The 26,689-nt window shown below is 46.8% G+C and carries 22 protein-coding genes; 5 read left to right on the top strand and 17 right to left on the bottom strand.

Annotated features, from left to right (window positions below):
- Positions 1-6: 6 nt before the first annotated feature.
- From pstC to A3IE_RS0105940, 3 genes are all read right to left on the bottom strand, one after another.
- Complete coding sequence (gene pstC / locus A3IE_RS0105930; RefSeq protein ID WP_020394683.1) at positions 7-1,407, bottom strand: phosphate ABC transporter permease subunit PstC; 1,401 nt, start codon at positions 1,405-1,407, stop codon at positions 7-9.
- A 204-nt stretch (positions 1,408-1,611) separates the two neighbouring features.
- Positions 1,612-2,649, bottom strand: a complete 1,038-nt coding sequence (locus A3IE_RS0105935) for a PstS family phosphate ABC transporter substrate-binding protein (protein WP_020394684.1) — start codon at positions 2,647-2,649, stop codon at positions 1,612-1,614.
- Positions 2,650-2,874: 225 nt separating this feature from the next.
- Entirely contained in the window at positions 2,875-4,086 is a 1,212-nt protein-coding gene (locus tag A3IE_RS0105940) for an MFS transporter (RefSeq protein ID WP_020394685.1), read from the bottom strand.
- Positions 4,087-4,185: 99 nt separating this feature from the next.
- On the opposite strand from A3IE_RS0105940, the gene A3IE_RS0105945 reads away from it, so the two are divergent.
- Positions 4,186-5,226, top strand: coding sequence for a substrate-binding domain-containing protein (locus A3IE_RS0105945; RefSeq protein WP_020394686.1), 1,041 nt, complete (start codon positions 4,186-4,188; stop codon positions 5,224-5,226).
- 5 nt (positions 5,227-5,231) lie between these two features.
- On the opposite strand, the gene pyk is transcribed toward A3IE_RS0105945, so the two are convergent.
- From pyk to A3IE_RS0105980, 7 genes are read right to left on the bottom strand one after another with little or no spacing between them, the layout of a single operon-like run.
- Positions 5,232-6,686 (bottom strand): pyruvate kinase, encoded by a 1,455-nt coding sequence (pyk, locus tag A3IE_RS0105950; protein ID WP_020394687.1) that lies wholly within the window; start codon positions 6,684-6,686, stop codon positions 5,232-5,234.
- An 18-nt stretch (positions 6,687-6,704) separates the two neighbouring features.
- Complete coding sequence (eda, locus tag A3IE_RS0105955; protein ID WP_020394688.1) at positions 6,705-7,337, bottom strand: bifunctional 4-hydroxy-2-oxoglutarate aldolase/2-dehydro-3-deoxy-phosphogluconate aldolase; 633 nt, start codon at positions 7,335-7,337, stop codon at positions 6,705-6,707.
- 26 nt (positions 7,338-7,363) lie between these two features.
- Positions 7,364-9,004 carry a glucose-6-phosphate isomerase gene (gene pgi / locus A3IE_RS0105960; RefSeq protein WP_020394689.1) on the bottom strand — a complete coding sequence of 547 codons (1,641 nt, stop codon included), beginning with the start codon at positions 9,002-9,004 and terminating at the stop codon, positions 7,364-7,366.
- Positions 9,001-10,830 (bottom strand): phosphogluconate dehydratase, encoded by a 1,830-nt coding sequence (gene edd, locus A3IE_RS0105965; protein ID WP_020394690.1) that lies wholly within the window; start codon positions 10,828-10,830, stop codon positions 9,001-9,003. Before edd ends, pgi begins: the two co-directional genes overlap by 4 nt.
- Positions 10,831-10,866: 36 nt before the next feature.
- Positions 10,867-11,550: a 6-phosphogluconolactonase gene (pgl, locus tag A3IE_RS0105970; RefSeq protein WP_020394691.1), complete on the bottom strand. Its 684-nt coding sequence runs from the start codon at positions 11,548-11,550 to the stop codon at positions 10,867-10,869.
- Entirely contained in the window at positions 11,550-13,034 is a 1,485-nt protein-coding gene (gene zwf / locus A3IE_RS0105975) for a glucose-6-phosphate dehydrogenase (protein ID WP_020394692.1), read from the bottom strand. The genes pgl and zwf overlap by 1 nt, the downstream gene beginning before the upstream one ends.
- Positions 13,035-13,051: 17 nt before the next feature.
- Positions 13,052-14,011 carry a carbohydrate kinase family protein gene (locus A3IE_RS0105980; protein WP_020394693.1) on the bottom strand — a complete coding sequence of 320 codons (960 nt, stop codon included), beginning with the start codon at positions 14,009-14,011 and terminating at the stop codon, positions 13,052-13,054.
- A 289-nt stretch (positions 14,012-14,300) separates the two neighbouring features.
- Here A3IE_RS0105980 and A3IE_RS0105985 point away from each other — a divergent pair, with 289 nt between their 5' ends.
- Positions 14,301-15,062 (top strand): hypothetical protein, encoded by a 762-nt coding sequence (locus tag A3IE_RS0105985; protein WP_020394694.1) that lies wholly within the window; start codon positions 14,301-14,303, stop codon positions 15,060-15,062.
- Positions 15,063-15,073: 11 nt separating this feature from the next.
- On the opposite strand, the gene A3IE_RS0105990 is transcribed toward A3IE_RS0105985, so the two are convergent.
- Together A3IE_RS0105990 and A3IE_RS21930 are read right to left on the bottom strand one after the other, a co-directional pair.
- Positions 15,074-16,102 (bottom strand): quinone-dependent dihydroorotate dehydrogenase, encoded by a 1,029-nt coding sequence (locus A3IE_RS0105990; protein WP_020394695.1) that lies wholly within the window; start codon positions 16,100-16,102, stop codon positions 15,074-15,076.
- Between the two features lie 99 nt (positions 16,103-16,201).
- Entirely contained in the window at positions 16,202-17,008 is an 807-nt protein-coding gene (locus A3IE_RS21930) for a helix-hairpin-helix domain-containing protein (RefSeq protein WP_020394696.1), read from the bottom strand.
- A 351-nt stretch (positions 17,009-17,359) separates the two neighbouring features.
- Between A3IE_RS21930 and A3IE_RS0106000 the strand changes: the two genes are divergently transcribed.
- Positions 17,360-19,009, top strand: a complete 1,650-nt coding sequence (locus A3IE_RS0106000) for an electron transfer flavoprotein-ubiquinone oxidoreductase (protein WP_020394697.1) — start codon at positions 17,360-17,362, stop codon at positions 19,007-19,009.
- A 33-nt stretch (positions 19,010-19,042) separates the two neighbouring features.
- On the opposite strand, the gene A3IE_RS20025 is transcribed toward A3IE_RS0106000, so the two are convergent.
- Genes A3IE_RS20025 through A3IE_RS0106020 form a run of 4 tightly spaced genes read right to left on the bottom strand, consistent with a single transcriptional unit; the run spans position 19,043 to position 23,687 of the window.
- A complete protein-coding gene (locus A3IE_RS20025; RefSeq protein WP_020394698.1) occupies positions 19,043-19,819 on the bottom strand; it encodes a biotin--[acetyl-CoA-carboxylase] ligase in 777 nt (258 codons plus the stop codon).
- 2 nt (positions 19,820-19,821) lie between these two features.
- On the bottom strand, positions 19,822-20,394 hold the full coding sequence (locus A3IE_RS0106010) for a rhomboid family intramembrane serine protease (protein ID WP_020394699.1): 573 nt from the start codon (positions 20,392-20,394) through the stop codon (positions 19,822-19,824).
- A 3-nt stretch (positions 20,395-20,397) separates the two neighbouring features.
- A complete protein-coding gene (locus A3IE_RS0106015; RefSeq protein WP_169333050.1) occupies positions 20,398-20,949 on the bottom strand; it encodes a DUF1415 family protein in 552 nt (183 codons plus the stop codon).
- A 35-nt stretch (positions 20,950-20,984) separates the two neighbouring features.
- Positions 20,985-23,687 carry a bifunctional acetate--CoA ligase family protein/GNAT family N-acetyltransferase gene (locus A3IE_RS0106020; protein WP_020394701.1) on the bottom strand — a complete coding sequence of 901 codons (2,703 nt, stop codon included), beginning with the start codon at positions 23,685-23,687 and terminating at the stop codon, positions 20,985-20,987.
- A gap of 110 nt (positions 23,688-23,797) precedes the next feature.
- On the opposite strand from A3IE_RS0106020, the gene A3IE_RS0106025 reads away from it, so the two are divergent.
- Positions 23,798-24,736, top strand: coding sequence for a histone deacetylase family protein (locus A3IE_RS0106025; protein ID WP_020394702.1), 939 nt, complete (start codon positions 23,798-23,800; stop codon positions 24,734-24,736).
- Positions 24,737-24,907: 171 nt separating this feature from the next.
- Positions 24,908-25,732, top strand: coding sequence for a GntR family transcriptional regulator (locus A3IE_RS0106030; RefSeq protein WP_020394703.1), 825 nt, complete (start codon positions 24,908-24,910; stop codon positions 25,730-25,732).
- Positions 25,733-25,739: 7 nt separating this feature from the next.
- Here the strand turns inward: A3IE_RS0106030 and A3IE_RS0106035 are convergent, their stop codons facing one another.
- On the bottom strand, positions 25,740-26,672 hold the full coding sequence (locus A3IE_RS0106035) for a ribokinase (RefSeq protein ID WP_020394704.1): 933 nt from the start codon (positions 26,670-26,672) through the stop codon (positions 25,740-25,742).
- Positions 26,673-26,689 lie beyond the last annotated feature (17 nt).

Consider the following 26,689-nt stretch of genomic DNA (forward strand, 5'->3'; position numbering starts at 1 on the left):
CACTCCTTAATCGTATTGTTCGCGATACTTACGCACAATGCGCAAGGCGATAATGTTTAAAATCAGCGTCAACACGAATAGCGTTAATCCCAAGGCAAAAGCCGCTAAGGTTTTCGGGCTATCGAACTCTTGGTCACCGGTGAGTAAGGTAACAATTTGCACCGTTACAGTGGTAACGGCTTCCAGAGGATTCGCCGTAAGATTCGCGGACAGTCCCGCAGCCATCACCACCACCATCGTTTCACCTATCGCGCGCGAGGCAGCCAATAAAAATGCACCCACAATGCCAGGCAAGGCGGCAGGAATAATCACTTGTTTAATCGTTTCAGAACGTGTTGCACCCATGCCGTAAGAGCCATCACGCAAGGATTGTGGCACGGCATTAATCACATCATCCGATAATGACGACATGAAGGGGATCAACATAATGCCCATCACTAAACCAGCCGCCAACGCACTTTCAGACGCTACGCTTAACCCTATTGCTTCCCCTAATTGACGAATGAAAGGTGCGACGGTTAACGCTGCAAAGAAACCATAAACGACAGTTGGAATACCCGCCAGAATTTCCAAAGTAGGTTTGGCGATGGCTCTTACTTTCGGTTGGGCGTATTCGGATAAATAAATCGCAGCCATTAAACCTAAAGGGACAGCAATAGCTAAAGCAATCACGGAAATCAGTAAAGTTCCGGCAAATAAGGGAACCGCTCCAAAACTGCCTGAGCCACCCGTTTGATCAGCACGGATCGCCGTTTGCGGGCTCCAGTGCGTTCCGAACAGAAACTCGCTCACCGGTACGACCTGAAAAAAGCGAATCGACTCGAATAAAACCGATAAAATAATGCCCAAAGTGGTCACAATAGCCACCGAAGCAGCCAAAATCATTAGGCCTTTGACCACATTCTCTACTTGATTACGCGCCCGAAATTGAGGCGAGATCATTTTCCAACCTAGATACAAACCACCTAAGGCAATTAATAACACCAACGCGGTTTTAATATTCTGGCTGTTCTTAGCCAAGCTTAGGTAGTGTTGGGCAGCAGCTTGTTGAATAGGATCGGCGGTCGGGTCAATTTTGCCTGCATGAGCCATACTTTCTACCCGATTCATGGTCAGTTCCACTTGGGTAGCACCGGCATTATGAATCTCAGCAGGTAAGGACGCCGCTACGTTCTTCGCAATTAATACTGGACTAATGGCGGACCATAACAACAGAACAATTAAAGCAGGCAACACCGCATAAATCATGGCGGAATAACCATAATAACTAGGCAGTGAGTGAAGTTTATTTGGAGCGCGATAATTGCCGCGATTTCCTTTGGAAACCGCCAGCGAACGTTTGCGTCCTAAGAAAAAGCTAAATAGCGCTAGTACTAAGAGCACTAGCAATAAGGGTAATGTATTCATCCGTTTACCAAGCGTTGAAACGATTAGAATAAAAGCCAAGCAAAGCGGCGCTATGCTATCGGGGTTTTATGACCATTTGGCTACAAGTCTTGTAAAACTTAGCAAGCCCGCCAAAAAAAGAAGGGCGAAAACTGCCCTTCATACTCTTATTATTTTTCTAAACAACATCCTTGTTCTATTTTCCCATTCCCCCTTTCGGTGGTATTAGAGTGCTTCGAGTGCCTTCAGTGACTTAGCAGCCTCAGCAAAACTATCACGCTCGTCTTGTGGCATAGGAATCATACCTTTTTCAGTCAAATAGCCAGTATCGCCCCACGCTTCATCACTAGTGAGTTCAGCTAAAAATTCTTCGATACCTTTGACTGAACCCACATGCTCTTTTTTCACATACAAAAATAAGGGGCGAGACACAGGGTATTTGCCAGAAGCGATATTATCGAAAGAAATATCGACACCATCCACATTGGCTCCCTTCACCTTATCTTCGTTCTGCTCTAAGAAGCTAAAGCCGAAAATACCGACTGCTTTAGGGTTAGCATCCAACTTTTGTACGATCAAATTATCGTTTTCACCCGCTTCGATATATTTACCATCTTCACGCATACTGCCGCAGATGCCTTTGAATTGCTTTTCATCCGTTTTTTCTAAGGCTTTGATGCTAGGAAATTCCTTACAGCCTGCGTCCATTACTAATTCAACAAATGCATCGCGCGTTCCTGAGGTAGGTGGTGGGCCTAATACTTCAATCGGCTCATCTGGTAAAGAGGCATCAATGTCTTTCCAATTTTTATAAGGATTGGCGATCATCTCTACTTTACCATCTTTTTCTACTGGCACGGTTTTGGCTAAGGCCAAGAATAATTGCTTACGGGTAATTTTGAAATTAGGTGCTTTCTTGGAGTTTGCAATCGCAATACCGTCATACCCCATCTTGATTTCAACCGGTGTTATGCCATTCTTTTTGCAATCTGCCAATTCAGTTTCTTTAATACGACGTGATGCGCCTGTCATATCAGGAGACTCAGCACCAGCACTCGCACAGAATAATTTCATGCCGCCACCCGTACCGGTTGACTCAACCTTAGGTGCAACATTACCGCTATTTTTCGCAAAATTTTCAGCCACCATTGTGCTAAAAGGATAAACCGTAGAAGAACCAACGATTTCGATATTGTCACGAGCCTGAGCGACACCCGCTACAGTTAATAAACTAACTGCAATCGCCATAGACAGCTTTTTCATTGAGAAGGTCTCCAGTAAATAAACGCTTAAGTTGCGCGCAGTGTAAGGGGTGAATATGACAGCTCTATGACACACTGCATCAATTTTTAGGCCTCACTATCACAATGATCTTATTGAGCAGAAAGCTTAAGAAATCGGCATGACACGTCAGTGAATTTTTTTTGACACTCCGTTGAACGTAAAACGGCCTAGGTTTAGTAAACTAGGCCGTTACAGCGCAAGCGTTCAGGCTTGAGGGGCTTTAACTACACTGGCGGAGGTGTGAATTTTTTTGCGTATCATTACAGCAATGCCAAAAATACCAATCCCTGCCACAATCAACGCCATGAAGGCTCCGCGCAGACCCCAAGCATGTGCTAGCCCGCCAATTAAAGAAGGTCCTAACATAAAACCGGCATAGCCCAAAATGGTAATCACGGAAATCACTTCACCGGCTTGGCTGGGTGCTCGATCACCTGCCAACGAAAATACAATCGGTACAATGGCTGCCAACGATAATCCGGCCAACAGAAAACCCAGCAAAATAATACTAGGATTTAAGGTCACTACCGCTAGAAACATCCCGAGCGAAGCCAATACCCCTGAGACAATTAATACATTCAAGCGATCAAAATAGCGTAATACCCAGCCTGAACTCAGTCTTCCTGTCATCATGGCAAAATGAAAAATCGCAGGGCCCGCCGCACCAATCAGTACGGGCAAATCCAACGAAGAGCGCAGATAAGCCGCTGACCAAAGTTCTAAACTGCCCTCCGAAAAAAAACACAGCACAATAACGGCTGATAGCCACAAAATAATCGGTTGGCGCAACAGGTGTAAACGACCTGTGGTAGGGGCTTTTTCAGTGTTTGCTAGGGTTTTCTGTTGATGAATTAAGTTATCCAAACTGCGCACACGCCAGAAAATAAAACTTAGGATTAAAAAGGCTAAGCTAATCGTCGGGTAAATCCAGCGAAAGGGCACCCCTGAAAACAAGGCAAATCCGGTCATCATCGCCGCAAAACTTGCCATGCCACTATAACCTGCATGAAAAAAGCTCATTTTTTTATCTTGGGTATTTTGCTCATAATTAACCGCTGCGGCATTAATAGCGACATCCAAAGCCCCTGCTGCCCCTAACATAAAAAATACAACTAAAACTAAACTAAAAAAATCATTCACGAGGGCTAATAAAGCATAGGCGATGGCGCATAGCACACAACTAATGAGCATCAGATAGCGTGCACCCCACCGATCTGCCCAACGCCCAACATAAAACATAGCTGGAAAAGAACCCACTACGCCACATGTTAAGGCAAAACCAAAACGCCCCTCAGAAATCCCTAAGGCACGTTGTAAATCTGGAATCATGACCTGCCAAGCACCAAACATAATGCCCAAGGCAAAAAAACCGGCGATAACCAACCAAAACGCTGCGCGTTGCTGTGATGACTGCATAATTTTCCTCATTAGACCGCAAGAATAACAACATGACTAGACGCTTATAAGAATCGGCATTATCCTCCCTAAAAACGATTGGACGGTTTAAGAGGACACATGAATCTCAAGGAGTTATCTCAAAAATTAGGTTTGTCTCAAACCACGGTGAGCCGTGCATTAAATGGCTATCCGGAAGTCGGGGAAAACACACGTTTACGCGTGTTAAAGATGGCTAAGGAGCTAAATTACCAGCCCAACCGCTTCGCTAAATCCCTAGCCACTGGCAAAAGTGGGCATGTGGGTATTGTGTTACCACTTGAAAACAACCTATTGGTTACTCCTCTGTTTAATGACTTTTTACGGGGTTTTACGAGCTCGTTGGTCGAAAAAAATATGGACCTAACGATTATGCCCGTTCCTGCGGAGCAAGAATTGCAAACCTATCGCCAATTGGCGCATTCAGGACGGGTCGATGGCATCGCCGTCATCAAGCCGCTACGCAATGATCCACGTATTGAACACCTCACGGATATGGGATTGCCCTTTATCTTGCATGGCCGTCTACAACCCAATGATGGCCCTGAAGTATTTAAAGATATGCCCTTCGCCTATTTGGATATTGATAATAAAGGCGCTTTCGAGCGCGCCACCAATCTATTACTCAATATGGGACATCAACGCATCGTACTCATCAATGACGACTCGCGTTATACCTTTGCCTATCATCGCCTACTCGGTTACCAATGCGCCTTAGGAAAAAAAGGCACTAGCTTTGATCCCAAGTTGGTCTATGAAGTAGAAATGACCGAGGAAAAAGGCTATCAGGCAGCCAAACACGCCTTAGAATACCTTAAACCTAGTGCTTTCCTCGTTTCCAGCTTGATCTTGGCATTGGGCGTAAAACGCGCGATTCGTGAACTCGATTTGCAATTGGGGAAAGACATTTCGCTCATCACCCATGATGATGAACTTCCCTATTTACAGACCGCCAAATTTAACCCACCACTGACCGCTGTGAGTTCCTCCTTAACACAAGCCGGTTACCTCTTAGGTCATCACCTGCACAAGATTATTGAATCTGGCAATCAATTACGTCCCCAACAAGTCTTAGAGGTTGATTTAATCGTGCGCGGCTCCACCACCATGGCAAGCGCTTGACAGTATTAAGGCTTGCCGTACTCCGAAGACACCATCGCTAAACGCAGCACATTAGTGGTGCCCGGCTTACCAAAGGGCACGCCCGCTGTGACGACAATACGATCGCCTTGCTCAGCAAAACCTTTACGTTGCACCATACGCACCGCTTTACCTACCATATCTGAGAACGAAACGACATCACGCGTTTGCACACTATAAACACCCCATACTAAGGCTAATTTGCGCGATACCTGTAAGGAAGGCGTTAACCCTAAAATCGGTACATCACCACGCACCCGTGCAGCACGCACTGTGGTAGAACCCGTGCTGGTAAAGGTCACAATGGCTTTACAATGGCGTACTGAGGCAATTTGTGAGGCCGCATAAGCGATCACATCCGCATCGGTTGACTCTTCATCACTTAAAGGATCAGCTTTCAAGACATGGCGACTACGCAAATCTTTTTCAGTCTCGCTAATAATACGCCCCATGACTTCAACTGCTTCTAGCGGATATTTACCAGCCGCTGTTTCCGCCGACAACATGACTGCATCCGCCCCATCATAAATCGCTGTTGCAACATCAGAGGCCTCAGCGCGTGTTGGAACCGGCGCGTTAATCATCGACTCTAACATCTGAGTCGCTACGATAACCGGGCGACCATGATGGCGCGCCAAACTGACAATACGCTTTTGAATCATAGGCACGCGCTCGGGTGGCAGCTCCACACCTAAATCACCACGAGCCACCATCACCGCATCCGATAACTCAATGATTTCCTCCAAATTATCCAAAGCAGATGGCTTTTCTAATTTTGCTAAAACGCCCGCACGATCCCCAATTAATTGCTTCGCCTCAATAATATCTTCAGGGCGTTGTACGAAAGATAAAGCGACCCAATCAACTCCCAACTCCAAACCGAAGGCCAAATCAGCACGGTCTTTTTCTGTTAAAGCACTAATGGGTAATTGCGTTTGTGGCACATTCACACCTTTGCGATCTGATAATGCGCCACCCACTAAAACTTCGGTGACGGCCACGCCTGGCTCAGCGGTATTGGTAACTTTAAGCCGCAGTTTGCCATCATCCAAGAGCAACTCATGCCCTGAGCGCAGTACCTCAAAAATCTCAGGATGTGGCAGCGTTACCCCCTCCTTATCCCCCTTACGTGCATTCAAATATAAGGTAAAGGTAGCGCCGGTTTGCAGATGAATCGGCCCTTCTGCAAAGGTTCCAATGCGCAATTTGGGTCCCTGCAAATCCATCAGAATACTAAGTGGGCGACCAATCTCGGCTTCAATCTGGCGTACTGTCTCGTATAAAGCTCGCTGAGCCTCGCGTGTACCATGACTAAAATTCAAACGGAATACATTGACGCCAGCTTCCACCAAACGGCGCATCACCGCTGGCTCTTGTGACGCAGGCCCTAAGGTGGCAACGATCTTGGTGCGACGATCTAATTTAAATGGTGATAAATTCATTATTATAAATCCTAAAGTTTAAGCTTTGCGCGTACCTAAGGTTTGAGTGGCTTCAGCTAAGGCCGCAATGCTATCCCATAGCCCTGCTTGAACTAAATCCTCGGGCGCAAGCCACGATCCCCCCACACACATCACATTCGGCAAGGCTAAATAATCAGCCGCATTACGGGGACTAATGCCACCCGTGGGGCAAAATGAAACTGCTGGCAAAGGGCCATATAAGGACTTCAACATACCAATACCCCCTACCGACTCCGCAGGAAAGAACTTCAAAGCTGTATACTGGCGCTCTAGCAAATACATCACTTCAGAAGCTGTAGAAGCCCCTGGTAAAAGGGCTAATTGCTCAGTCTCAGCGGCTGCTAATAAGCTCTCAGTTGCGCCGGGGGAAACAGCAAAAGTAGCACCTGCTTGCTTAGCCGCCTGTACATCTTGGGCATTCAGTACTGTCCCTGCTCCCACTATCGCACCTTGCACTGTACTCATGGCACGAATTACCTCTAGGGCAGCGGGCGTGCGTAAAGTAACCTCCAGTACATGCAAGCCGCCACTCACTAAAGCCTCGGCTAGTGGTACAGCATGTGCAACGTCCTTCACAACCAACACCGGAATAACCGGTACTTGTTGGCAAATTTCTTTGATGGCTAACATTGATTTAATCCTTGTAACTGACAGGTTTAGCGGCGTAACTGATTAATATGGTTTAATGCGCCTGCGCTAGCACTATCAATATCATTAGGTACTACTCGTTTTTGTACAAAACTCAATAAAGCATTCGCGAGCTTTTTCCCTAACTCCACGCCCCATTGGTCATAAGAATTGATATTCCAAATAATACCTTGTACGAATACCTTATGTTCAAAAAGCGCCACTAAACGCCCCAAGGTCTCGGGTGTTAATTGGCGATAAATCAACATACTGGAAGGTCGATTACCTTGAAAAGTGCGCGGTGCTGCTAATGGATCGATTTGTTCAGGCGTTAAACCTGCCGCTTGCATATCCGCACGCACAGTCGCTTCATCACGTCCAAAGGCCAAGGCTTGTGCTTGCGCTAAGACATTGGTGAGCAAGCTATCTTGGTGGGCTTGAGCATCGGCAAAATCGGCGCTGGAACTAGGATTTGCTGCCACCATAAAATCCACCGGAATCACATCACTGCCTTGGTGGATCAATTGGAAAAAAGAATGCTGGGCATTAGTCCCTGGTTCGCCCCAAATCACCGGCCCCGTTTGCTGAGCAATCGACTGCCCCGTGCGAGTGACTGACTTGCCATTCGACTCCATATCCAATTGTTGAACATAAGCGGGAAAACGTGCCAAATGCTGATCGTAAGGAATCAACGCAACGGTTGGATAATTTAATAAATTACGTCGCCAAATACCCACTAAAGCAAAGAGCACTGGCAGATTTTGCGCCAAGGGTGCAGAACGAAAATGCTCATCCATTGCTTTCGCACCGGCCAAAAATGCTTCAAACTGCACTTTTCCAATCGCGATAGCCAGTGGCAACCCAATCGCCGACCAAATGGAATAACGTCCGCCAACCCAATCCCAAAAGCCAAATACGCGTGAATCATCAATCTGGTACGAACGTGTAGCTGCTAAATTAGTTGAAACTGCCGCTAAGTGTTTCCCTGCTTGGTCGCCTAAGGATTGCTTAAGCCACGCTAAGGCGGTGCCAAAATTCTGCATGGTCTCAGCGGTAGTAAAGGTTTTGGAAGCCACAATCACCAAGGTGCTAGCGGGATTCAGTGGCTTCAAGGTATCAATAATATGGGCCCCATCAACATTCGAGACAAAATGTAGACGCGGCCCATCGTGCCAAGGATGTAACGCCAAGGTCGCCATGACTGGCCCTAAATCCGAACCACCAATCCCTAGATTCACCACATCAGTGAACTTCTGACCATCGGCGCTCGCATAAGTCCCAGTGCGCACCGATTCAGCGAATTGCAGAAAACGCTCACGCACCTCGTGCACCTTGTCTGCTACCACTTCCCCATCAACTTGTACATTAGCTGATGCCCCGTCGCGCAAGGCCATATGCAGCACGGCACGCGATTCCGTATTATTAATCTTTTCGCCGCTCGCTAATTTCTCACGCCATTGTTCCACACCCGCAGCTTGCGCCAAGTTCAATAAATCGGCAATCACCGCCTGATCTATTTTTTCGCGCGAATAATCAAATAATAAATCGTCTTGGTTAGCACTTAATTCGTCAAACCGCTTTGGATTTTGAGCAAATAAATCGCGTAATGTTGTTTGGCTCAGACGCTCCGCGTGCTGGCGCAATGTCGCCCAATGGGACTCTACACTCATGACACTGCTCCTTCGTTAAATAATGAAATCGCTCCATTAGAGGCTGTACCAACAGCTTGGCGAAATACTTGGAATAATTCGCGACCCATCCCGCAATCATTGGCAGATAAATCCGCTTTAACGGGACTGCGCTGAGCAAAATTAGGGGCTAACACCTCTAAAATGCCATTATCTGCATCGAGTCGAATCATATCGCCATCTTGAATACAGGCGATGGCACCGCCATCAGCCGCTTCTGGGCTTAAATGAATGGCAGCAGGCACTTTGCCACTTGCACCAGACATACGTCCATCCGTCACTAAAGCCACTTTAAAACCTTTTTCTTGGAGCACACTTAATGGTGGCGTAAGGCTATGTAACTCGGGCATTCCATTGGCTTTTGGCCCTTGGAAACGCACTACACAAACACAGTCCTGATTCAATTCACCCGCTTCAAACGCTTTTTTGACATCCTGTTGGTCATGAAAAACGCGCGCTGGTGCTTCCACAAAACGCTTTTCAGGCTTTACCGCTGAGACTTTTATTACGGCCTCACCCATATTGCCCTGCAAACGCTCCAAGCCGCCAGACGGCTGGAAGGCATCATGATAAGGGCGCAAGATGTCATGATCATGACTCACGCTCGCCCCCTCACGCCATTCCACTGTTCCATCGGCATTCAAAAACGCTTCTTGGGCGTAATGTGTTAACCCCCTGCCTGCCACCGTTTCCACATCTTCGTGCAATAAGCCAGCCGCCAACAATTCACGAATCACAAACTGCAAACCACCGGCAGCATGGAAATGATTTACATCGGCAGAACCATTCGGATAAACCCTTGCCATCAGCGGTGTCATACGCGATAAATCAGCAAAATCTTCCGGGCGAATCAACCACCCTGCTGCACGTGCCATAGCCACAATATGCAGCACTAAATTGGTAGAGCCTCCGGTCGCATTTAAGCCAACCATCCCATTTACAAAGGCTTCAGCACTTAAAATCTCACTGACTGGTTTATAAGAGCCACTTTGGCGTGTCATCGCCAAGGCACGCTGTATCCCTGCCACCGTTAAAGCTTCGCGTAGCGGTGTATTAGGATTAATAAAGCTACTGCCAGGCAATTGTAAGCCCATGAATTCCATCAGCATTTGATTGGTATTGGCCGTACCGTAAAAGGTACAAGTGCCTACACTGTGATAGGACTGCATCTCAACATCGAGTAATTCTTTACGCCCGACCTGCCCCGTGACATAAAGCTGACGTACTTTGGACTTGGCATCATTCGAAATCCCCGAGGTCATAGGGCCTGCGGGTAAAAAGATACAAGGTAAATGTCCAAACGTCGCTGCCGCTATCACTAAGCCGGGCACGATTTTGTCACAAACCCCTAAAAATACCGCAGCATCAAACACATCATGACTTAAAGCAATACCGGCTGCCATCGCAATCACATCGCGTGAAAACAGCGATAGCTCCATCCCCGGTTGCCCTTGGGTAACCCCATCACACATCGCAGGCACACCACCCGCCACTTGGGCGGTGCCACCAGCCTTACGCGCCGTTTGACGTATTAATTCAGGGTATTTTTCAAACGGCTGATGCGCAGACAGCATGTCATTGTAAGCAGTAACAATACCAATATTACCTGCTGTCCATTCAACAATACGCAATTTGTCCAATTCAGGCACAGCAGCAACAGCATGAGCCAAATTGCCACAACTTAATGGGCGCTGGCGGCTACGCTGGGCTGCTTGTTGCACCGTATCTAGATAATGTGCACGCGTCTTATGGCTGCGCTGTTTGATACGTTCGGTGACAGCACGCAGGGTAGGATGAGATTCACTCATGGTTTATAGCTCCTCTTGGCAATGCCAAAAGCAAGACTAAGGCGCATAATGAGTGACTAATTTATCACCCGCCTCAGCCAATAAATAATCAATCGGCAAAACACGTTGCTGTTGCTCAACCCGAGCAAGCGCTTGTTGCCACACCGCCAATTTTTCTGCCCCGCTAATTAAAAGATGTAGAGACTTAGCACTTAACAACGCTGCTAAACTGAGACTTAAGCGGGTCTCGGGAATGTTTGGCGCTTCCATTACCAATAGCGCTTGTGGTTGCTGCAAATCCAGACCAAGCGCTAATTGCTTAGCTTGGGGAAACAAAGAAGCAAAATGCCCATCGGTGCCCATCCCCAATACACACGTGGTGAATGGCAAAACTTGTTGTGTTAAGCGCTCCGAGATCTGCTGAATAGCGCCTGTTTCATATAAAGGAATAAACCTTAAATCGGGCACAAATTGCAGTAAGTTCTCGCGTAATAACAATGCATTAGAACGCTCGTGCTCAGGAGGTACTTGGCGCTCATCGGTCAAAGTCACGGTGAGCCTCGACCAATCGAGCGCATGTTGAGCCAAGGCTTGCATAAAAGGTGCAGGTGTTGTGCCCCCCGGAACAGCAAAGCTCGCTGACGGTTTTAGCCTTAACGCTTGGCCTAATTCTTGCGCCACCAAAGCAGCTAAACCCTTGGCTTGGCTTGCGCGATCTGGCCAAGTTTGCAAACGAGTCATTAATCGTGCTCCTTGGCCTCAATCTCGCGCCAACGCCGACCATCTAAGGCCATCATTTCGACCGAAGCAATGGGACCACGACTCCCTGGCTCATAATGATCAGGGCGCGTACCAGAGGCATCCCACGCCGCAATAATCGGATCAATCCATGCCCACGCGGCTTCAACTTCATCGCCACGCATGAAAAGCGTCTGATTGCCACGTACCACGTCCATAATCAGCCGTTCATAAGCGTCCGGCATCCGCCAATTGGCAGCGCGTCCCTCCGCAAAGGTCATGTCCAAAGGAATATCACGTAAGCGGAAGCCACCCGGCCCCGGATCTTTGGTCATAATATTCAAGCGCAAACCCTCATCAGGCTGCAAACGAATACTCAATACATTCGGCATCATAGGGGTTTCAATTTCACCGAAAACCGAATGTGTAGGCTCTTTGAAAACAATGGCAATTTCAGTCATTTGTGCACGTAGTTTCTTGCCAGTGCGTAAATAAAATGGCACACCTGACCAACGCCAATTATCAATCTCTGCCTTGATGGCTACATAACATTCGGTGCGGCTATCAGGATTCCCTGCTTCTTGTACGTAAGAAGGAGAGTCGTGACTGGCTTGATATTGACCACGCACAGTATTGGCTAATACCGCGCGCCCTTGTAATGGGCGTAAGGAACGCAGCACTTTTAATTTTTCGTCGCGTACTGCATCCGCATTAAAGGTGTAAGGCGGCTCCATCGCAATCAGGCACAATAACTGAATCAAGTGATTCTGCACCATATCACGTACCGCGCCCGCTTTATCATAATACTCACCGCGTGACCCTACCCCTAAGGACTCGGCGGCGGTAATTTGCACATGATCTACGCAATGCGCATTCCAAATGGGTTCAAATAAAGCATTCGCAAAGCGCAGCGCCATGAGGTTTTGCACCGTTTCTTTGCCAAGATAATGATCAATGCGATAAATACGCGACTCATCAAATACCGCACCAATTGCTTGGTTGAGCTTACGCGCGCTGGCTAAATCATGCCCCAATGGCTTTTCGACGACTAAACGTGATTGGCCATTCGACAAGCCAACCTTTGCCAGACCATTTGCAATGACGCCAAATAAACTGGGACTCACAGCCAGATAATAAACACGAATATGATTAGGCTGTTCATTTAGTAGTGCTACCAAATCGCCCCAGCCTTCAGGATGTGTTACATCATTATGTAGATAGGCCAAACGCTTAATAAAACGCTCAAGCGCTTCAGCTTGAAGTTCTTGCGCCGGAATATGTTTTTGTAAGGCTTCGCGCGCTTCTTGACGAAAATCGTCGGTGGTTTGATCCGCACGCGCCAAACCAATAATGCGCGCTGGAGGGGGGATCTGCCCATCGGCATCGCGCCGATACAAAGCAGGTAATAATTTACGCATTGATAAATCGCCAGTTCCACCAAAAATGACCAAGTCAAACGGTTCGACTGGAATAACGATACTACTCATTCCATCTATTCCATGCATTAAGAGGCATTAAGCTGTGCCTCAACTTCAGCACGCTTAGGTAAATCTGCGCCGCGTCGTGAACAGGTAATTGCCGCTGCAGTAGCAGCAAAGCGCCCAATTTTTTCTAAGGTATGGGCTGTTAAGTGCTTATCCCATGCATCCAAAGAAGCATCTCGCAGGGTTAACACCGCATCAATAAGCGCTGTTTGGAAGGTATCTCCCGCCCCCACCGTATCAACCACTTTAATCGTGGGCGCAGCAATATCTACGCGCGCCTGTTGACTCCACAAACTTGCGCCTTTACTACCACGCGTTAAGACTAAAAGTTTTAAGCCCTTGCCTAACCAGTCTTGCATCACTACTTCGGGATCTTGATCAGGATATAAAAGACCAATATCTTCATCACTGACTTTAACCATATCCACCAGCGGCAATAAATCCGCCACACGCTCACGCCAAATAGCTTTATTTGGCTCTACATTGAGGCGAATATTGGGATCAATCGAAATGAGCTTCTTGCCCGCCGCTTGCTGAATCAGTTGGTGATAGGCTTGCGCTGCACTATCCACTACCAGCGAATACGACCCTACATGCAAGCCACTAATCTGGCTCAAATCGAAAGCTGCCACATCACTAGGCGCTAGCACCCGATCGGCGGCACCATTACCATAAAAGGCATAGGCAGGCACGCCATCCTCACCGTGCTGGACAAACCCTAAGGTCGTAGGCGCTGGTTTGCGTGTAATCCAATGCGTAGCAACCTGTTCGGATTGCAGTACAGCCATCAAACGCTCACCTAGAAAATCACTCGATAGACCGGTTAACATGGCAACGGAGCGATCCAAGCGCGCTAAGCCAATCGCCACATTAAAAGGTGATCCGCCCACACGTGCTTCAAACTTGAGCGTGGTCTCTGTTAATTTAGTGCCATGCTCAAGAAACACATCAAATAATGCCTCACCACACACAACAAACATGCCATCCTCCTAGCCTTTATTGATTGCCTACTCATTCTATGACTAAAATCAAGCTGGCGTTATGGCTGCCTATATTATTTCAGCTACTGAAAAAAAACGAGATACCCTCTAGCAAAAACTGATACGCGCTTGCAACTTTCTTTATTAAGCAATTTTTGTGCCAAATTACTCACAGATTAAATACATAACAATTTGTAGATACTTGCATTAAAATTGATTGCTTTTTTGTTAAATCTAATATTATAATATTCTTATATTAACCAATATGACTTTTACGGAGGATTCATGTATGAAATTATCTAAGATCGCTTTAGCTATCGTCTTACTAAGCAGCACTGGCCTAGCTTCCGCTGATTTCTTTGATGGCTTCAATAACGGCACTGGTAGTGGTCAAGGCGTAGGTTCAGGCCAAGGTAACACCAGTGGTTATGGTCAAGGCTCAGGTATGGGCGCTGGTAACGCAGATGGTTGGGGACGCGGACAAGGCGATGCTGATGGTGAAATGGATTTCAATATCACCTTCAAAGGCAAAGGCAAGAGCAATATGGCTTCCGATATGGCAGGTCGTGGCGCAGGTAATACAGCCGGTAATTTATACGGTCAAGGCTCTGGCTACGGCACTGGCTACAATAATTTGTATGGTAATACCCAGCAATACGGTGGCGGCAATAATCCTTGGGGTGGATACAATCCTTGGGGTGGCTATGGCTATCAACAACCCATGATGATGTATCCGCCAATGCCAGCACCACAAGCGCAAGCACCTGCTGCACCAGCACCAACGATGCAAGCCCCCGGCATGTATGCTTACCCTATGCCAATGATGCAGCCACAACCGATGATGGCGCCTAATTTTGCACAGATGCAACAGCAAATGCAGCAACAAATGGCCGCACAACGCGCACAATTTGATGCTTATGTCAAGCAGATGCAAGAACAGCAAAAAGCAGCTCAAGCTCAAATGCCTGCTCCTGCTGTCAACACACCTGCACCAGCCGCTAATGCAGCAGCGCCTGCACAACCAGCAGCACCTGCTGCACCAAAGCAATAATCCTTTAAGCGTTAACCAAGCTCCTCGGGGGCTTGGTTAGTGGCCTTCACACACTGCTTAACCAAGCCTAAACCCCGATAAATTAATCCACTATAGACCTGCACTAAACTCGCGCCCGCTTCTAACTTGGCTTGTGCATCTGCCCCCGTCATAATGCCACCTACCCCAATAATCGGCACTTGTCCTGCTAAGGCTTTATGAAAGGCACGAATCACGCGTGTGGAAGATTCGGTCAGGGGTGCACCACTTAAGCCACCCTGCTCTGCACCATATTTCGAGGTGGCGACTACTGTTTTATCCAACGTCGTATTGGTTGCGATGACTGCATCCATTTGTGTTTCAAGAATCACTTGCGCCATCGACTGAATAGCGGCTTGATCCAAATCCGGTGCAAGCTTAACCGCTAGGGGCACATAGCGCTGCGTTTGATCGGCTAATATTTTTTGTTCTTGTTTTAGCCGACGGAGGAGTTGCTGCAACTCTTCACCGTATTGCAGAGAACGTAATCCGGGCGTATTGGGGGATGAAATATTAATCGTTATATAATCAGCGTATTTATAAACTTTATGCAAGCCTAATAAATAATCATGCACAGCTCGCTCTACCGGCGTGTCAACATTTTTACCGATATTAATTCCCAAAATTCCTTGATAACGCGCACGATTTACCTGCTTAAGCAAATAATCAACGCCCTGATTATTGAAACCCATTCGGTTAATAATTGCTTTATGCTCAGGGAGACGGAATAGACGTGGTTTGGGATTGCCTGCTTGGGGACGGGGCGTAATCGTACCAATCTCAAGAAAACCGAAGCCAGCCGTTGCTAAGGCATCGATATAATCGCCATTTTTATCTAAACCCGCCGCTAGACCAATTGGATTAGGAAAATCCAACCCCATGACTTTAACGGTTTGACCTGGGATAGCGTGTGATTTCTCGCCAGTATTTAAATAACTCACCACTTTCAGAGCACTTAAGGCAAGGTTATGCGAAGCTTCGGGTGGTAAGGCAAATAATAATGGGCGGATTAAGCTATACACGTGAAAATCCCCGATTTGGACACAAACCGAGGATTATGCAAAAACTCTTCGTCACTCACAACCACCTTTACTAGCGGTGATGACGTAAAGCACTTGGATTTATTTAGCTTTTTTAGCTGATTTTTTTTCTGACTTCTTTTCTTTCTTCTCAGCTTTTTTAGCTTTTTTCTCTTTCTTTGCTTTTTTCTCAGCCTTGTCTTTCTTGTCTTTCTTGTCTTTCTTATTTTTTTTCTCAGGCTTTTTCTTAGCGTCTTCTTTCACTTTAGCCTTTTTCTCTTTCTTCTTGGCATCATCGTCTTGATCTTTTAACTTTTTAACAATACCTTTAGCAGCCTTCTTTTGCTCTTTTTTCTTCTTTTCCTGTTTCGCTGCAACAGTATCTAAAAAGTCAGACAGCAAAGGATTGACTGCTGTTGGCTTAGAGGCCACCTCTTCCTTAGCAGCTTTCACAGGTGATTTTTTCTCGGATTTCGGTGCTTTTGCTTTGGTTGATGTTGTTACCGTAGGCTTAGCTTCAGGAGCCGCTGCAACAGCGGGTTTCTTAGCTTTTGCTACGCTGGCTTTTGGTGCTGCTACTTTTTCACTAGACGTTTTTTTGGCACGAGTCTTTTTCGCTTCAGTGTCTGCAGGTTTATCTTCTGCAGCCGCATTAGCTTCTGGCTGTTTTTCAAGTTTCGGCTTAGCGACTTTAGGAGCACGCAGTGCTTTAGGCTTAGGTGCTTCGTCCGCTAAAACAGCTTGCGCACTGGCTAGAATTTTTGGCGCTAACTTACCGACGCCCGGAATGGCACTCAGTGTTTCGACCGATGCTGCTGCGACTTGTTCTACGCTTGTAATTTGATGTTCTGCTAAACGTTGCTGTAAGGATGGACCGACATACTTCACCATCGAAAGGTCTTTTTCCATGAGCCTATCTTCCTGTTATTAGAGGTATTGATTAAAAGTGTAAGGTTGTTCCAAATATTGTCATCAAAGTTTAACATTTAAGCTAGCCCCCAATGATGACAAAAAAGATCAAAAATTAATCAAATTTATCGTTTCAGTGATTTTCACATTTGTTTAATAATTATAAAGACTAATTTCATCAATTCATCACGTATTCTTACGCTACATAGTATGCAACAACTTCCTTGTGTTAGCGTATCCGTATAGGATGTATGGTCGATTGCTAGCTTGGTCACTCACTTTTTTAGGGGTTATCAAGCGACTAAGCAAGTTCAAATAGCAAAAACAATTTTCAGCGAAAGGAGATGGGACGTGGAAGCGATTGAACGCGATGTCATGGAATTTGATGTGGTCATTGTCGGCGGTGGACCAGCTGGTTTGAGTGCGGCTATCCGTTTAAAACAATTAGCTGCAGAGTACAACCATGAGGTGTCGGTATGCTTAGTGGATAAAGGTTCGGAAATCGGTGCACATATCTTATCGGGAGCCGTATTAGAACCCACTGCCCTGAATGAATTAATTCCTGATTGGAAAGAGAAAGATGCGCCACTGAATACCCCCGTTAGTGAAGAGCAAATTCTGTTTTTAACGGAAACCAGTAGCTTACGCACCCCCCAAGCATTTTTGCCACCTGCTATGCATAACAGTGGTAATTACATTATCAGTCTGGGTAACTTCTGTCGTTGGCTAGCTGAGCAAGCAGAAGCACTGGGCGTAGAAATCTATCCGGGCTTTGCGGCGGCTGATATACTTTATGATGAAAACGGCGCAGTAAAAGGCATTGTAACCGGTGATATGGGAATTGAGAAAAACGGCGAGGCTGGTTCCAATTACACGCCGGGTATGGAATTACATGCCTGTTATACCTTCTTTGCCGAGGGTTGCCGTGGTCATTTAGGCAAGCGTCTAAAAGCGAAATTTAATCTCGAACAAGCGGTAGAGCCACAAACGTATGGCATTGGTATCAAAGAACTCTGGGAAGTCGAACCCGATCAGCATAAACGAGGCTTAGTGATTCATACCGCTGGCTGGCCTTTACCGAGTGATACTTATGGCGGCTCTTTCCTTTATCATTTGGAAAACAATCAAGTTGCCGTGGGCTTTGTCGTCGGTTTAGATTATAAAAACCCTTATCTCAGCCCATTCGAAGAATTCCAACGTTTTAAAACTCACCCTCATATTCGCGATACCTTCAAAGGCGGCAGACGTATTTCCTATGGTGCACGCGCTTTGAATGAAGGGGGGTTACAGTGCCTACCGAAACTTACTTTCCCCGGTGGTGTATTGATTGGCTGCGATGCGGGCACCCTGAATATGCCCAAAATCAAAGGAACCCATACCGCCATGAAGTCCGGTATGTTAGCAGCAGAAGCGGCTTTCCAAGCTTTACAAAACACCGACAGTAGTCCTGAGCTAAGTGCCTATACTGAGGCCTTCAAAAACTCATGGGTGCAAACTGAATTACATGCTGCACGCAATGTACGCCCTTCATTCAAATGGGGTTTGTGGGTCGGTACACTCTATACCGGTATTGATCAAATTCTCTTCCGTGGCAAAGCACCATGGACTTTAAAACACGGTCACAAAGACAATGAAACCCTGCTCAACAAAGAGCAAGCCACGCCGATTGTGTACCCTAAACCTGATGGGGTTTTAACCTTTGATCGTTTGTCCTCGGTGTATATCTCAGGCACCAATCACGAAGAGAACCAACCAGCACACTTAAAACTGTCTGATCCTAGCATTCCAGTGGATGTGAATTTGGCACTTTATGATGGCCCTGAGCAACGTTACTGTCCGGCTGGGGTTTATGAGTTTGTCGAAGAGTCTGGTTCAAAGCGCTTACAGATTAATGCACAAAACTGTGTTCACTGCAAGACTTGTGATATTAAAGACCCGCGCCAGAATATTACGTGGGTAACGCCCGAGGGCAGTGGTGGCCCCAATTATCCGAATATGTAAGGCGTCAAATCCTAGCTTAGGGTTAAGGCTAAGCTAGGCTGTTCTTACGGAAATATCAGCGGATGAAAAGCTTTGTGTTTCACCGCTGTTTAATCTAACAGATAACTGTCCTTGCGCATCCAAACCAAGCACTAAACCTTGCAACTGCTGGTTATTATTAAAAATATTCACAGATTTATTCGCTAAATAGTCCCAACGCTGCCACTGTTGTAAAAAATCAGGCTGATTAAAATGCAGAAATTGTTGCAAGCTCGGCACTAAACGATTCAGTAGCAATGCAATTAAACGATTACGATCAATCGTGTGCGCTAGTAACTGCCCTAAATCACACCACGCTTGGTCTATTGGCGTTTGGTGAGCGGACATACCCGTATTGATACCAATACCAATGACCACCTGCTGTAAAGGCTGTGCGGTTTGCAGCAAAATACCAGCGAGTTTTTTACCATGCATATACACATCATTCGGCCATTTGATTTGATGATGGTGTAAACCATAATTGGCTAGTGCTTCCGCTACTGCTACCCCCACGACTAAGCCTAACCAAGCATAATACTGGGGCGTTTCGGTGAAACACCAACGTAAGGAAAAATAAATATTACCACTGGGGGGCGACTCCCACACACGCCCTCGCCTGCCCCGCCCTGCACTTTGCTGTTCTGCGAGACATACATGGCCACAAGTTTGATCTTGTTCTAATAGCCATTCATTAGTCGATGGCAAGGTGTCAAAAATATGGATAGCTGGAATGGCAGCTTGCACCCTTGGCACAAGCTGTTGAAAAATCTGGGCTTGATCCAGCTTGATCATATTTAAGCTTTACCGTCTTGAATGCGACGTGCCAACCACCAAGCGGCTATACCACCGGCTATTGCACCGAATAAATGCCCATCCCACGATACACCATCTTGAAAAGGCATCATGCCAGCAATCAAGCTAGAACCGTACAGAAAGCCCACGACGACAGCGACAATAATGGGCACGAAACGTCGCTCAAAAAAGCCCGAAGCAATTAAAAATATAGCTAGTCCAAACACCAAACCACTAGCGCCGATATGGATTGCATCACCGCGCCCTAATAGCCACAATAGGCCATTACCAATCACGATAATCATAAACACCACTGTCCAGCTATTCGCCCGCGAACCTGCTAATAAAATCATTAAGACAAACAGTGGAAATGTATTGCTTAGGATATGTGACAAGCTGCCATGCAGAAAAGGCATCGTCAGAATACCTGTCAAACCCTCAGGGGTGCGCGGAATCAGACCATACTGGGTCAGGGAAGGCATAAAGTATTCGAGGCCAAACACTACCCAGATACTCGCAATAAATAGCAGTACCCACGGCAATTCTTCGCGGATTTGATGAACATGCTGCCCCATAAATCAACCTCGTTGAATACGATGAAGCAAAGATTGTAGCGCATTAACGCCAAGCTGTTGCATAAGCTCAATATTCCGTGCAGGAATAGCGTCAGGATCGGGATAATGCTGGAGTGCTTTAGCTAAACTTTCCTCACGAATCAAGTGCAGCATGGGAAAGGGCGAACGATTGGTATAATGACTAGGATCTAAGGGATCGACACCGGCAAAACAATACTCGGGATGAAAACTTGCGATCTGAATAATCCCCTTAAAGCCCTCGCGCTTCAGCAAGTGCTCAGCAAGGGCTAAAAAGTCATGGTAATCGTGGAAAACCTGCAATATCAAGGGATGTATTAGGAGTGTTGTTTCGAGCTGCTTAACTGAAAGGGTATCTAAATACCGCAGCTCACATAACAAATCGCCCAGTAATTGTTCCGGACGAGTCGCTTCACTGACTATAAAGCGCACTCTGCCCTGCTCATAAGGGAGTTTCGCAAAAGGGCAGAGATTTTTTGCAATAACAAGTTGTTCTACCCACGCTTGCGTTTGGCGCACCACCTCGTCATGCGCCAACTTAGCCATTGCTTGAACCGGTAATAAATCGTCAGTCACGTTTTTCCATTGCCATTAGACAAACGCTTAGTCACGATTACTACGCCACTGTCATGTTCACTTTTGCGCTTTTCAAACCCAAGGCGCTCCATGAGCTTTAACATGCCCGTATTTTCAGCCAATACTTCACCCATAATCACGCGTAAGCCACGTTGACGTGCGACATCAATTAGGGTTTGCATCAACAAGCCCCCCAAACCACGATTCTGCCATGAATCTGCAATGACTAAGGCAAACTCGCAACTCGCACGATCAGGATTAATTGAATACCGACTCACGCCTACCTGTACATCCTTGCCATCCTCACGCGCAATCCCTAAGAACGCGACCTCACGATCATAATCAATTTGGGTAAAGCGCACTAACATATCGGGCGTCAATTCGCGCAATGACTGCATAAAACGCATATAACGCGACTGCTTAGAGAGATTGCGCACGAATTCTTGTTCCATTTCCGCATCTTCTGGTCGAATCGGGCGAATCAGAATATTCGTGCCATCCGCGAGCTGCTGATGTTTAACCAGATTATTCGGATAAGGATGAATCGCCATGTGATCATAAGGCTGTGCTGCACCTTTAGGGTAGCCAATACTAAAACGCGCATCCACCGCCACCACACCGTCAGGATTGGCCATCAGCGGATTAATGTCCATTTCAATAATTTCTGGCAATTCACAGACCATTTCTGACACCCGCTGCAAGACTTGACGCAAAGCAGGGAAATTAATTTCCGGCATATTGCGGAATTCAACCAACATTTTCGCAGAGCGCGTGCGACAGATGGTTTTCTTAATCATGTAATCGTTTAGAGGCGGCAAAGCTACCGCTCGATCACGATGTACTTCAACGGCTGTACCACCGGTACCAAAGCTAATCACGGGGCCAAATACGGGATCGCGCACCACGCCGATCATTAATTCACGCCCATTACTGCCGCGATACATGGGCTCTACGGTAACCCCTTCAATACGAGCCTCTGGTGCATTACGTCCGGTATCTTCCAATAATTCTTGATACACACTACGCACACGACGCGCACTATTAATGTTTAAACGTACCCCGTTCACATCAGATTTGTGAATAATATCCGGTGAACTAATTTTCATAACGACTGGAAAGTTAACCGATTCAGCCGCTACTAATGCTTCCGCCGGGCTACGCGTCAGAATAGTGGGCACAGAAGGAATGCGGAAAGCCGATAAAATCGCCCGTGATTCTGTGATAGACAGCATACGTCGACCTTGCGCCAGCACACTTTCGATAATGAGGCGCGCACCCTCCACATCTGGTTCTGAGGCTTGCTGCTCTACAGAAGCAGGCACTTGCATCAACATTTTCTGGTTACTACGATATTTTGCGAGATACGAGAAAGCTTCTACCGCTGCATCCGGCGTGCGGAAATTCGGCACATTACCCGCCGATAAAATTTCGCGCCCCAAAATCACTTGGTCTTCGCCCATCCAACAAGCAATGATGGGCTTCTTGGACTGCTCATGGCAACGCATAACAGCTTGTGCCACACCAGTAGCATCGGTTAGCGCTTGCGGTGCCAAAATGACCAAGACACCATCAATATTTTCATCCATCAAACAGATATTTAATACAGCTTCATAACGCTCGGGTGTAGCGCTGGCCAAAATATCGACAGGATTATCTTGTGACCATGGCAAAGGTAATAATTTATTTAATGCGCTTAGTGTGGCTTCGCTAAGCTTTGGTATACGCAAGCCTACCTCTATCGCACGATCAGTCGCCATGACACCAGGGCCACCACCATTGCTGATAATCAGTAGGCGATTTTGATTAACCGAAATGCCTGAAGACAAAATTTCAGCGGCTGAGAATAATTGGGCAATTGATTTAACATGCACCACGCCAGCCCTTTCTAAGGCGGCATCAAAGGCATCATCACCTCCTACAATCGCCCCTGTATGGGAACTAGCAGCACGCGAACCCTCTTCATAACGCCCGGCTTTTAGCACAATCACCGGCTTCATGCGTGAAGCTGCACGTAATCCACTCATGAAACCGCGCGCGTCGTGAATCCCTTCGATGTAAAGCAGAATACTATGCGTTTGTGGATCAAGTGCTAAATAATCTAGCACATCGCCGAAATCTACATCCACCGCATCGCCTAAGTTGACTACCGCAGAGAAACCGACTTGACGCGATGCTGCCCAATCCACAATCGCATTACCGATAGCACTGGATTGAGTAACCAATGCAATTTTACCGGCACGCGCTTGACCTCGACTATAAGAGGCATTGAAACCTGCTGAAGGACGCATGACGCCGGTGCAATGGGGGCCTATGAGGTGAATATTGTATTGACGTGCCACTTCAAGCACATCTTTCTCTAAACGCTTGCCCCGAGCGCCACCATCGCTAAATCCACCTGATAAAATAAGAGCGCCCTTCACACCGTGATCACTGCACTGGTGCAAAATGTCTACAATCGTTTTCGCGGGCGTGGCAATAACAACCAGATCAATTGGCTCGCTAATATGCGATAAATTAGGATGGCAGTTGAGACCTTGCACTGAAGTATACTTAGGATTAATAGGGTAAATATTGCCTTTAAACCCTGCTTCTAACATATTTTTCAGCACTAAGGTTCCCACGGACTCTGGATTTTCGCTGGCACCGAAAATAGCAACACTTTCGGGGGCGAATAGTTGATTTAAGTAATGGTGACCCATTTTAAAAACCTCTATACTTTTTATTTACCGGTCAGATTGTCGACCGACCAGCCGCTAGCAATATATTTGTGCATTGCAGCATATTGTATAACAGAGCTTGTGAAAACACCATGACAGCAGCCGTAATTAGTCACATCAAATGCTCCCTTCATGATAATGGCACGCCCGATCACCCAGAGTCACCCGAGCGTTTAGATGCTATTAATAATCGCATGATCACTTCAGGCGTCGACTGGATTACTCGTCATTATGACGCGACTCCAGCCACCCGTGAGCACTTATTGCGTGTACATGATGAATTTCATGTCAATAAAGTATTTGACCTAGCTCCTAAGGATGAGCGCACAGTGGTATTTGATGGTGATACCGCTATGAACTGTCATAGTTTAGATGCTGCTTTATTAGCTGCTGGAGCAGCCGTACAAGCTGTCGATTTAGTCATGACTGAAGATCCCATGCACAAGCATGTATTTTGTGCCATACGCCCACCTGGCCATCATGCAGGACACGGACATTCAGCAGGCTTCTGTATTTTTAATAATGTCGCCGTTGGCGCTGCACATGCCATGGATCACTATGGTATTCAACGGGTAGCTATCATTGATTTCGACGTGCACCATGGTGATGGAACTGAACAAATCTTCCGTGACGATCTGCGCGTTCTATTCTGCTCTTCTTTTCAGCACCCCTACTATCCCTTCACCGGCGCGGATACCCATTCACCTAATATTATAAATCTTCCTATGCCAGCAGGAACTCGCTCTGCCGAGTGGCGTGAAAAAGTGCGTGAGCGTTGGCTGCCTGCTTTAGAAGCGTTTCGTCCAGAATTAATCATGATTTCGGCTGGTTTCGACTCCCACTTAGAAGATGACATGGGTGGGTTTAATTTAGTTGAAGCGGATTTTGTTTGGATCACGCATGAACTTTGTCGTATTGCACGCGACTATGGAGGTGGGCGAGTTGTCTCTTGTTTGGAAGGTGGATATGACCCTTCATCTCTTGGTCGCAGTGTTGCAGCGCATGTTAAGGAACTAGCTGAATTTCACTAAACCCTTATAGCGCCAATCAGCAACCCTTAGCAGTTGCTGATTAAAACCTAAACTATCCACTCAAACCTACTTGTGACACGGTTTTTCGCTCATTGATTCAGTTAAATGTATCATTTAAGATAAATTTTATTATCATTGAGTTAGGATAGTTAGGTAAAAGGCATCACAACCATGAAAAACGCGTCGACTAAAAAATCAACACCCGCCCCCTTCAATCTTGATGCAGTTAATGACAGTACTGCCTTTATACGACGCTTAAGACCTGATCACCGTATTTCAGAACCGGTTTATCGCCAACTACAGCGCCAAATCATTCAGATGATTCAAAAAGGCGAACTAGGCGATGGCGATAGCTTGCCCTCGGAGCGAACCTTGGCTGAAGCCTTGAACCTAAGTCGCACCACGGTACGCCGTTGTTATGATGAATTGCGTTCACAAGATTACATTAGCACACATGGCCGTGCTGGAGTCATGGTAAAAGCGCCACCGCGTATCAATCCTGAAATTGGGCGTTTAAAAGGTTTCAGCGAAGAAATGCGCGAATTAGGTTTGGAACCATCCACTCAATTAATCGAGCGTAAAATTGTCCCTGATCGCACGATTGCCTCTTTTTTCAATCGTCCGTCTAATACACGCTTTTTAAAGTTAGTACGTTTACGCTTAGCCGATGGCCTGCCCATGACCCGCGAAGTGGCTTGGTATGATCTAACCGTTGCACCCGCTTTAGCTAAATGGGATGTCGAAGGCTCAGTCTATAACTATTTGCAAGAACAATGCTGCTTAACGCTGTCGGATGCAGAGCAAAGCATGGAAGCCGCTATGAGTAATGAAGAGGAAATGAGAGTCTTTGGCTTTACTGAGCCAACCCCTTGCTTATTACTAAAGCGCAAAACCTATGCTACCACAGGACAAATGGTGGAATATGCCGAAGGTACTTTCCGTGGCGACTCTTATACGTATCGCATTACCTTACGTAGTGGCCGTCCTGTGTCCTGAGTCGCACTTAGTACAACGCACGAAAACGCATTAACTCCTCTACCTTTGGTAAGGCCGCCAATACGCCAAGGCGGCTTACGACCTGTGCACCACAGGCATTAGCCAGCTTTAAACATTCTAACCACTCGAAACCTGCACCATGTGCCCACACAAACCCCGCACTAAACGCATCGCCTGCGCCTGTTGCGTCGCTTACCTGTACTGGATAGCTCGCTATATGACAAGGTTCACTGTCCCCCCGTCGCCAAGCAATACAGCCCTGCTCGCCTAAAGTAACAATACAAACTTGCCCCGACCAATGCTCAAATGGCTGCAATTGCCTCAATAGATTAAGCCAAAGCTGGGGACTTTCTGGCAAACTGCTTAAATTTAACCAGCAAGCTGCCTCGCGTTCATTCACAATCAAATAATCGGTTACTTGCAACAAGGCTTGACTAGGTAAACGCCACGGTGAAGGATTCAATAATGTTTTTGTGCCACTAGCACGAGCCAATTCAAACGCTGCCAAAATAGGCGCTTCAGGAATCTCGAATTGTGCGTACACTAACTGCGCTTGCTGGAGTGTTTGAGCGACTGCTTGGATATGCTGGGGGTTTAATAAACCATTAGCACCCGCACAAATAGCAATCCAGTTTTGTGCATTCGGTCCGATTAGTCCAATGCCAAATCCCGATCGACCAGGAAAACTCATGACATAGTCGGCATTCATTCCTTCTTGTAGCAAGACTTCGCGCAGGTTACGCCCTTCTTGATCTTGACCGGTGGCAATCAAAACAGCAACTTCCACACCCAAACGGTGCAAACCGACCGCTACATTTAGGCCTTTACCGCCATGCTCACTCCACACCGCTAACGCCTCTAAAGACTCACCTAATTGCGGTAGGCGTGACAATGTTAAGCTATGGGCACTCACATAGCTGCCTAATACAAAGACCTTCATCTTGACACCCTCGCAAT

It is taken from the genome of Thiolinea disciformis DSM 14473 (genome assembly GCF_000371925.1).
In the GTDB taxonomy this organism is placed as follows: domain Bacteria; phylum Pseudomonadota; class Gammaproteobacteria; order Thiotrichales; family Thiotrichaceae; genus Thiolinea; species Thiolinea disciformis.

Coding starts and splice junctions, on each gene's coding strand:
- pstC (WP_020394683.1), bottom strand. CDS start 1,407: ATGAATACATTACCCTTATTGCTAGTGCTCTTAGTACTAGCGCTATTT.
- A3IE_RS0105935 (WP_020394684.1), bottom strand. CDS start 2,649: ATGAAAAAGCTGTCTATGGCGATTGCAGTTAGTTTATTAACTGTAGCG.
- A3IE_RS0105940 (WP_020394685.1), bottom strand. CDS start 4,086: ATGCAGTCATCACAGCAACGCGCAGCGTTTTGGTTGGTTATCGCCGGT.
- A3IE_RS0105945 (WP_020394686.1), top strand. CDS start 4,186: ATGAATCTCAAGGAGTTATCTCAAAAATTAGGTTTGTCTCAAACCACG.
- pyk (WP_020394687.1), bottom strand. CDS start 6,686: ATGAATTTATCACCATTTAAATTAGATCGTCGCACCAAGATCGTTGCC.
- eda (WP_020394688.1), bottom strand. CDS start 7,337: ATGTTAGCCATCAAAGAAATTTGCCAACAAGTACCGGTTATTCCGGTG.
- pgi (WP_020394689.1), bottom strand. CDS start 9,004: ATGAGTGTAGAGTCCCATTGGGCGACATTGCGCCAGCACGCGGAGCGT.
- edd (WP_020394690.1), bottom strand. CDS start 10,830: ATGAGTGAATCTCATCCTACCCTGCGTGCTGTCACCGAACGTATCAAA.
- pgl (WP_020394691.1), bottom strand. CDS start 11,550: ATGACTCGTTTGCAAACTTGGCCAGATCGCGCAAGCCAAGCCAAGGGT.
- zwf (WP_020394692.1), bottom strand. CDS start 13,034: ATGAGTAGTATCGTTATTCCAGTCGAACCGTTTGACTTGGTCATTTTT.
- A3IE_RS0105980 (WP_020394693.1), bottom strand. CDS start 14,011: ATGTTTGTTGTGTGTGGTGAGGCATTATTTGATGTGTTTCTTGAGCAT.
- A3IE_RS0105985 (WP_020394694.1), top strand. CDS start 14,301: ATGAAATTATCTAAGATCGCTTTAGCTATCGTCTTACTAAGCAGCACT.
- A3IE_RS21930 (WP_020394696.1), bottom strand. CDS start 17,008: ATGGAAAAAGACCTTTCGATGGTGAAGTATGTCGGTCCATCCTTACAG.
- A3IE_RS20025 (WP_020394698.1), bottom strand. CDS start 19,819: ATGATCAAGCTGGATCAAGCCCAGATTTTTCAACAGCTTGTGCCAAGG.
- A3IE_RS0106010 (WP_020394699.1), bottom strand. CDS start 20,394: ATGGGGCAGCATGTTCATCAAATCCGCGAAGAATTGCCGTGGGTACTG.
- A3IE_RS0106020 (WP_020394701.1), bottom strand. CDS start 23,687: ATGGGTCACCATTACTTAAATCAACTATTCGCCCCCGAAAGTGTTGCT.
- A3IE_RS0106025 (WP_020394702.1), top strand. CDS start 23,798: ATGACAGCAGCCGTAATTAGTCACATCAAATGCTCCCTTCATGATAAT.
- A3IE_RS0106030 (WP_020394703.1), top strand. CDS start 24,908: ATGAAAAACGCGTCGACTAAAAAATCAACACCCGCCCCCTTCAATCTT.
- A3IE_RS0106035 (WP_020394704.1), bottom strand. CDS start 26,672: ATGAAGGTCTTTGTATTAGGCAGCTATGTGAGTGCCCATAGCTTAACA.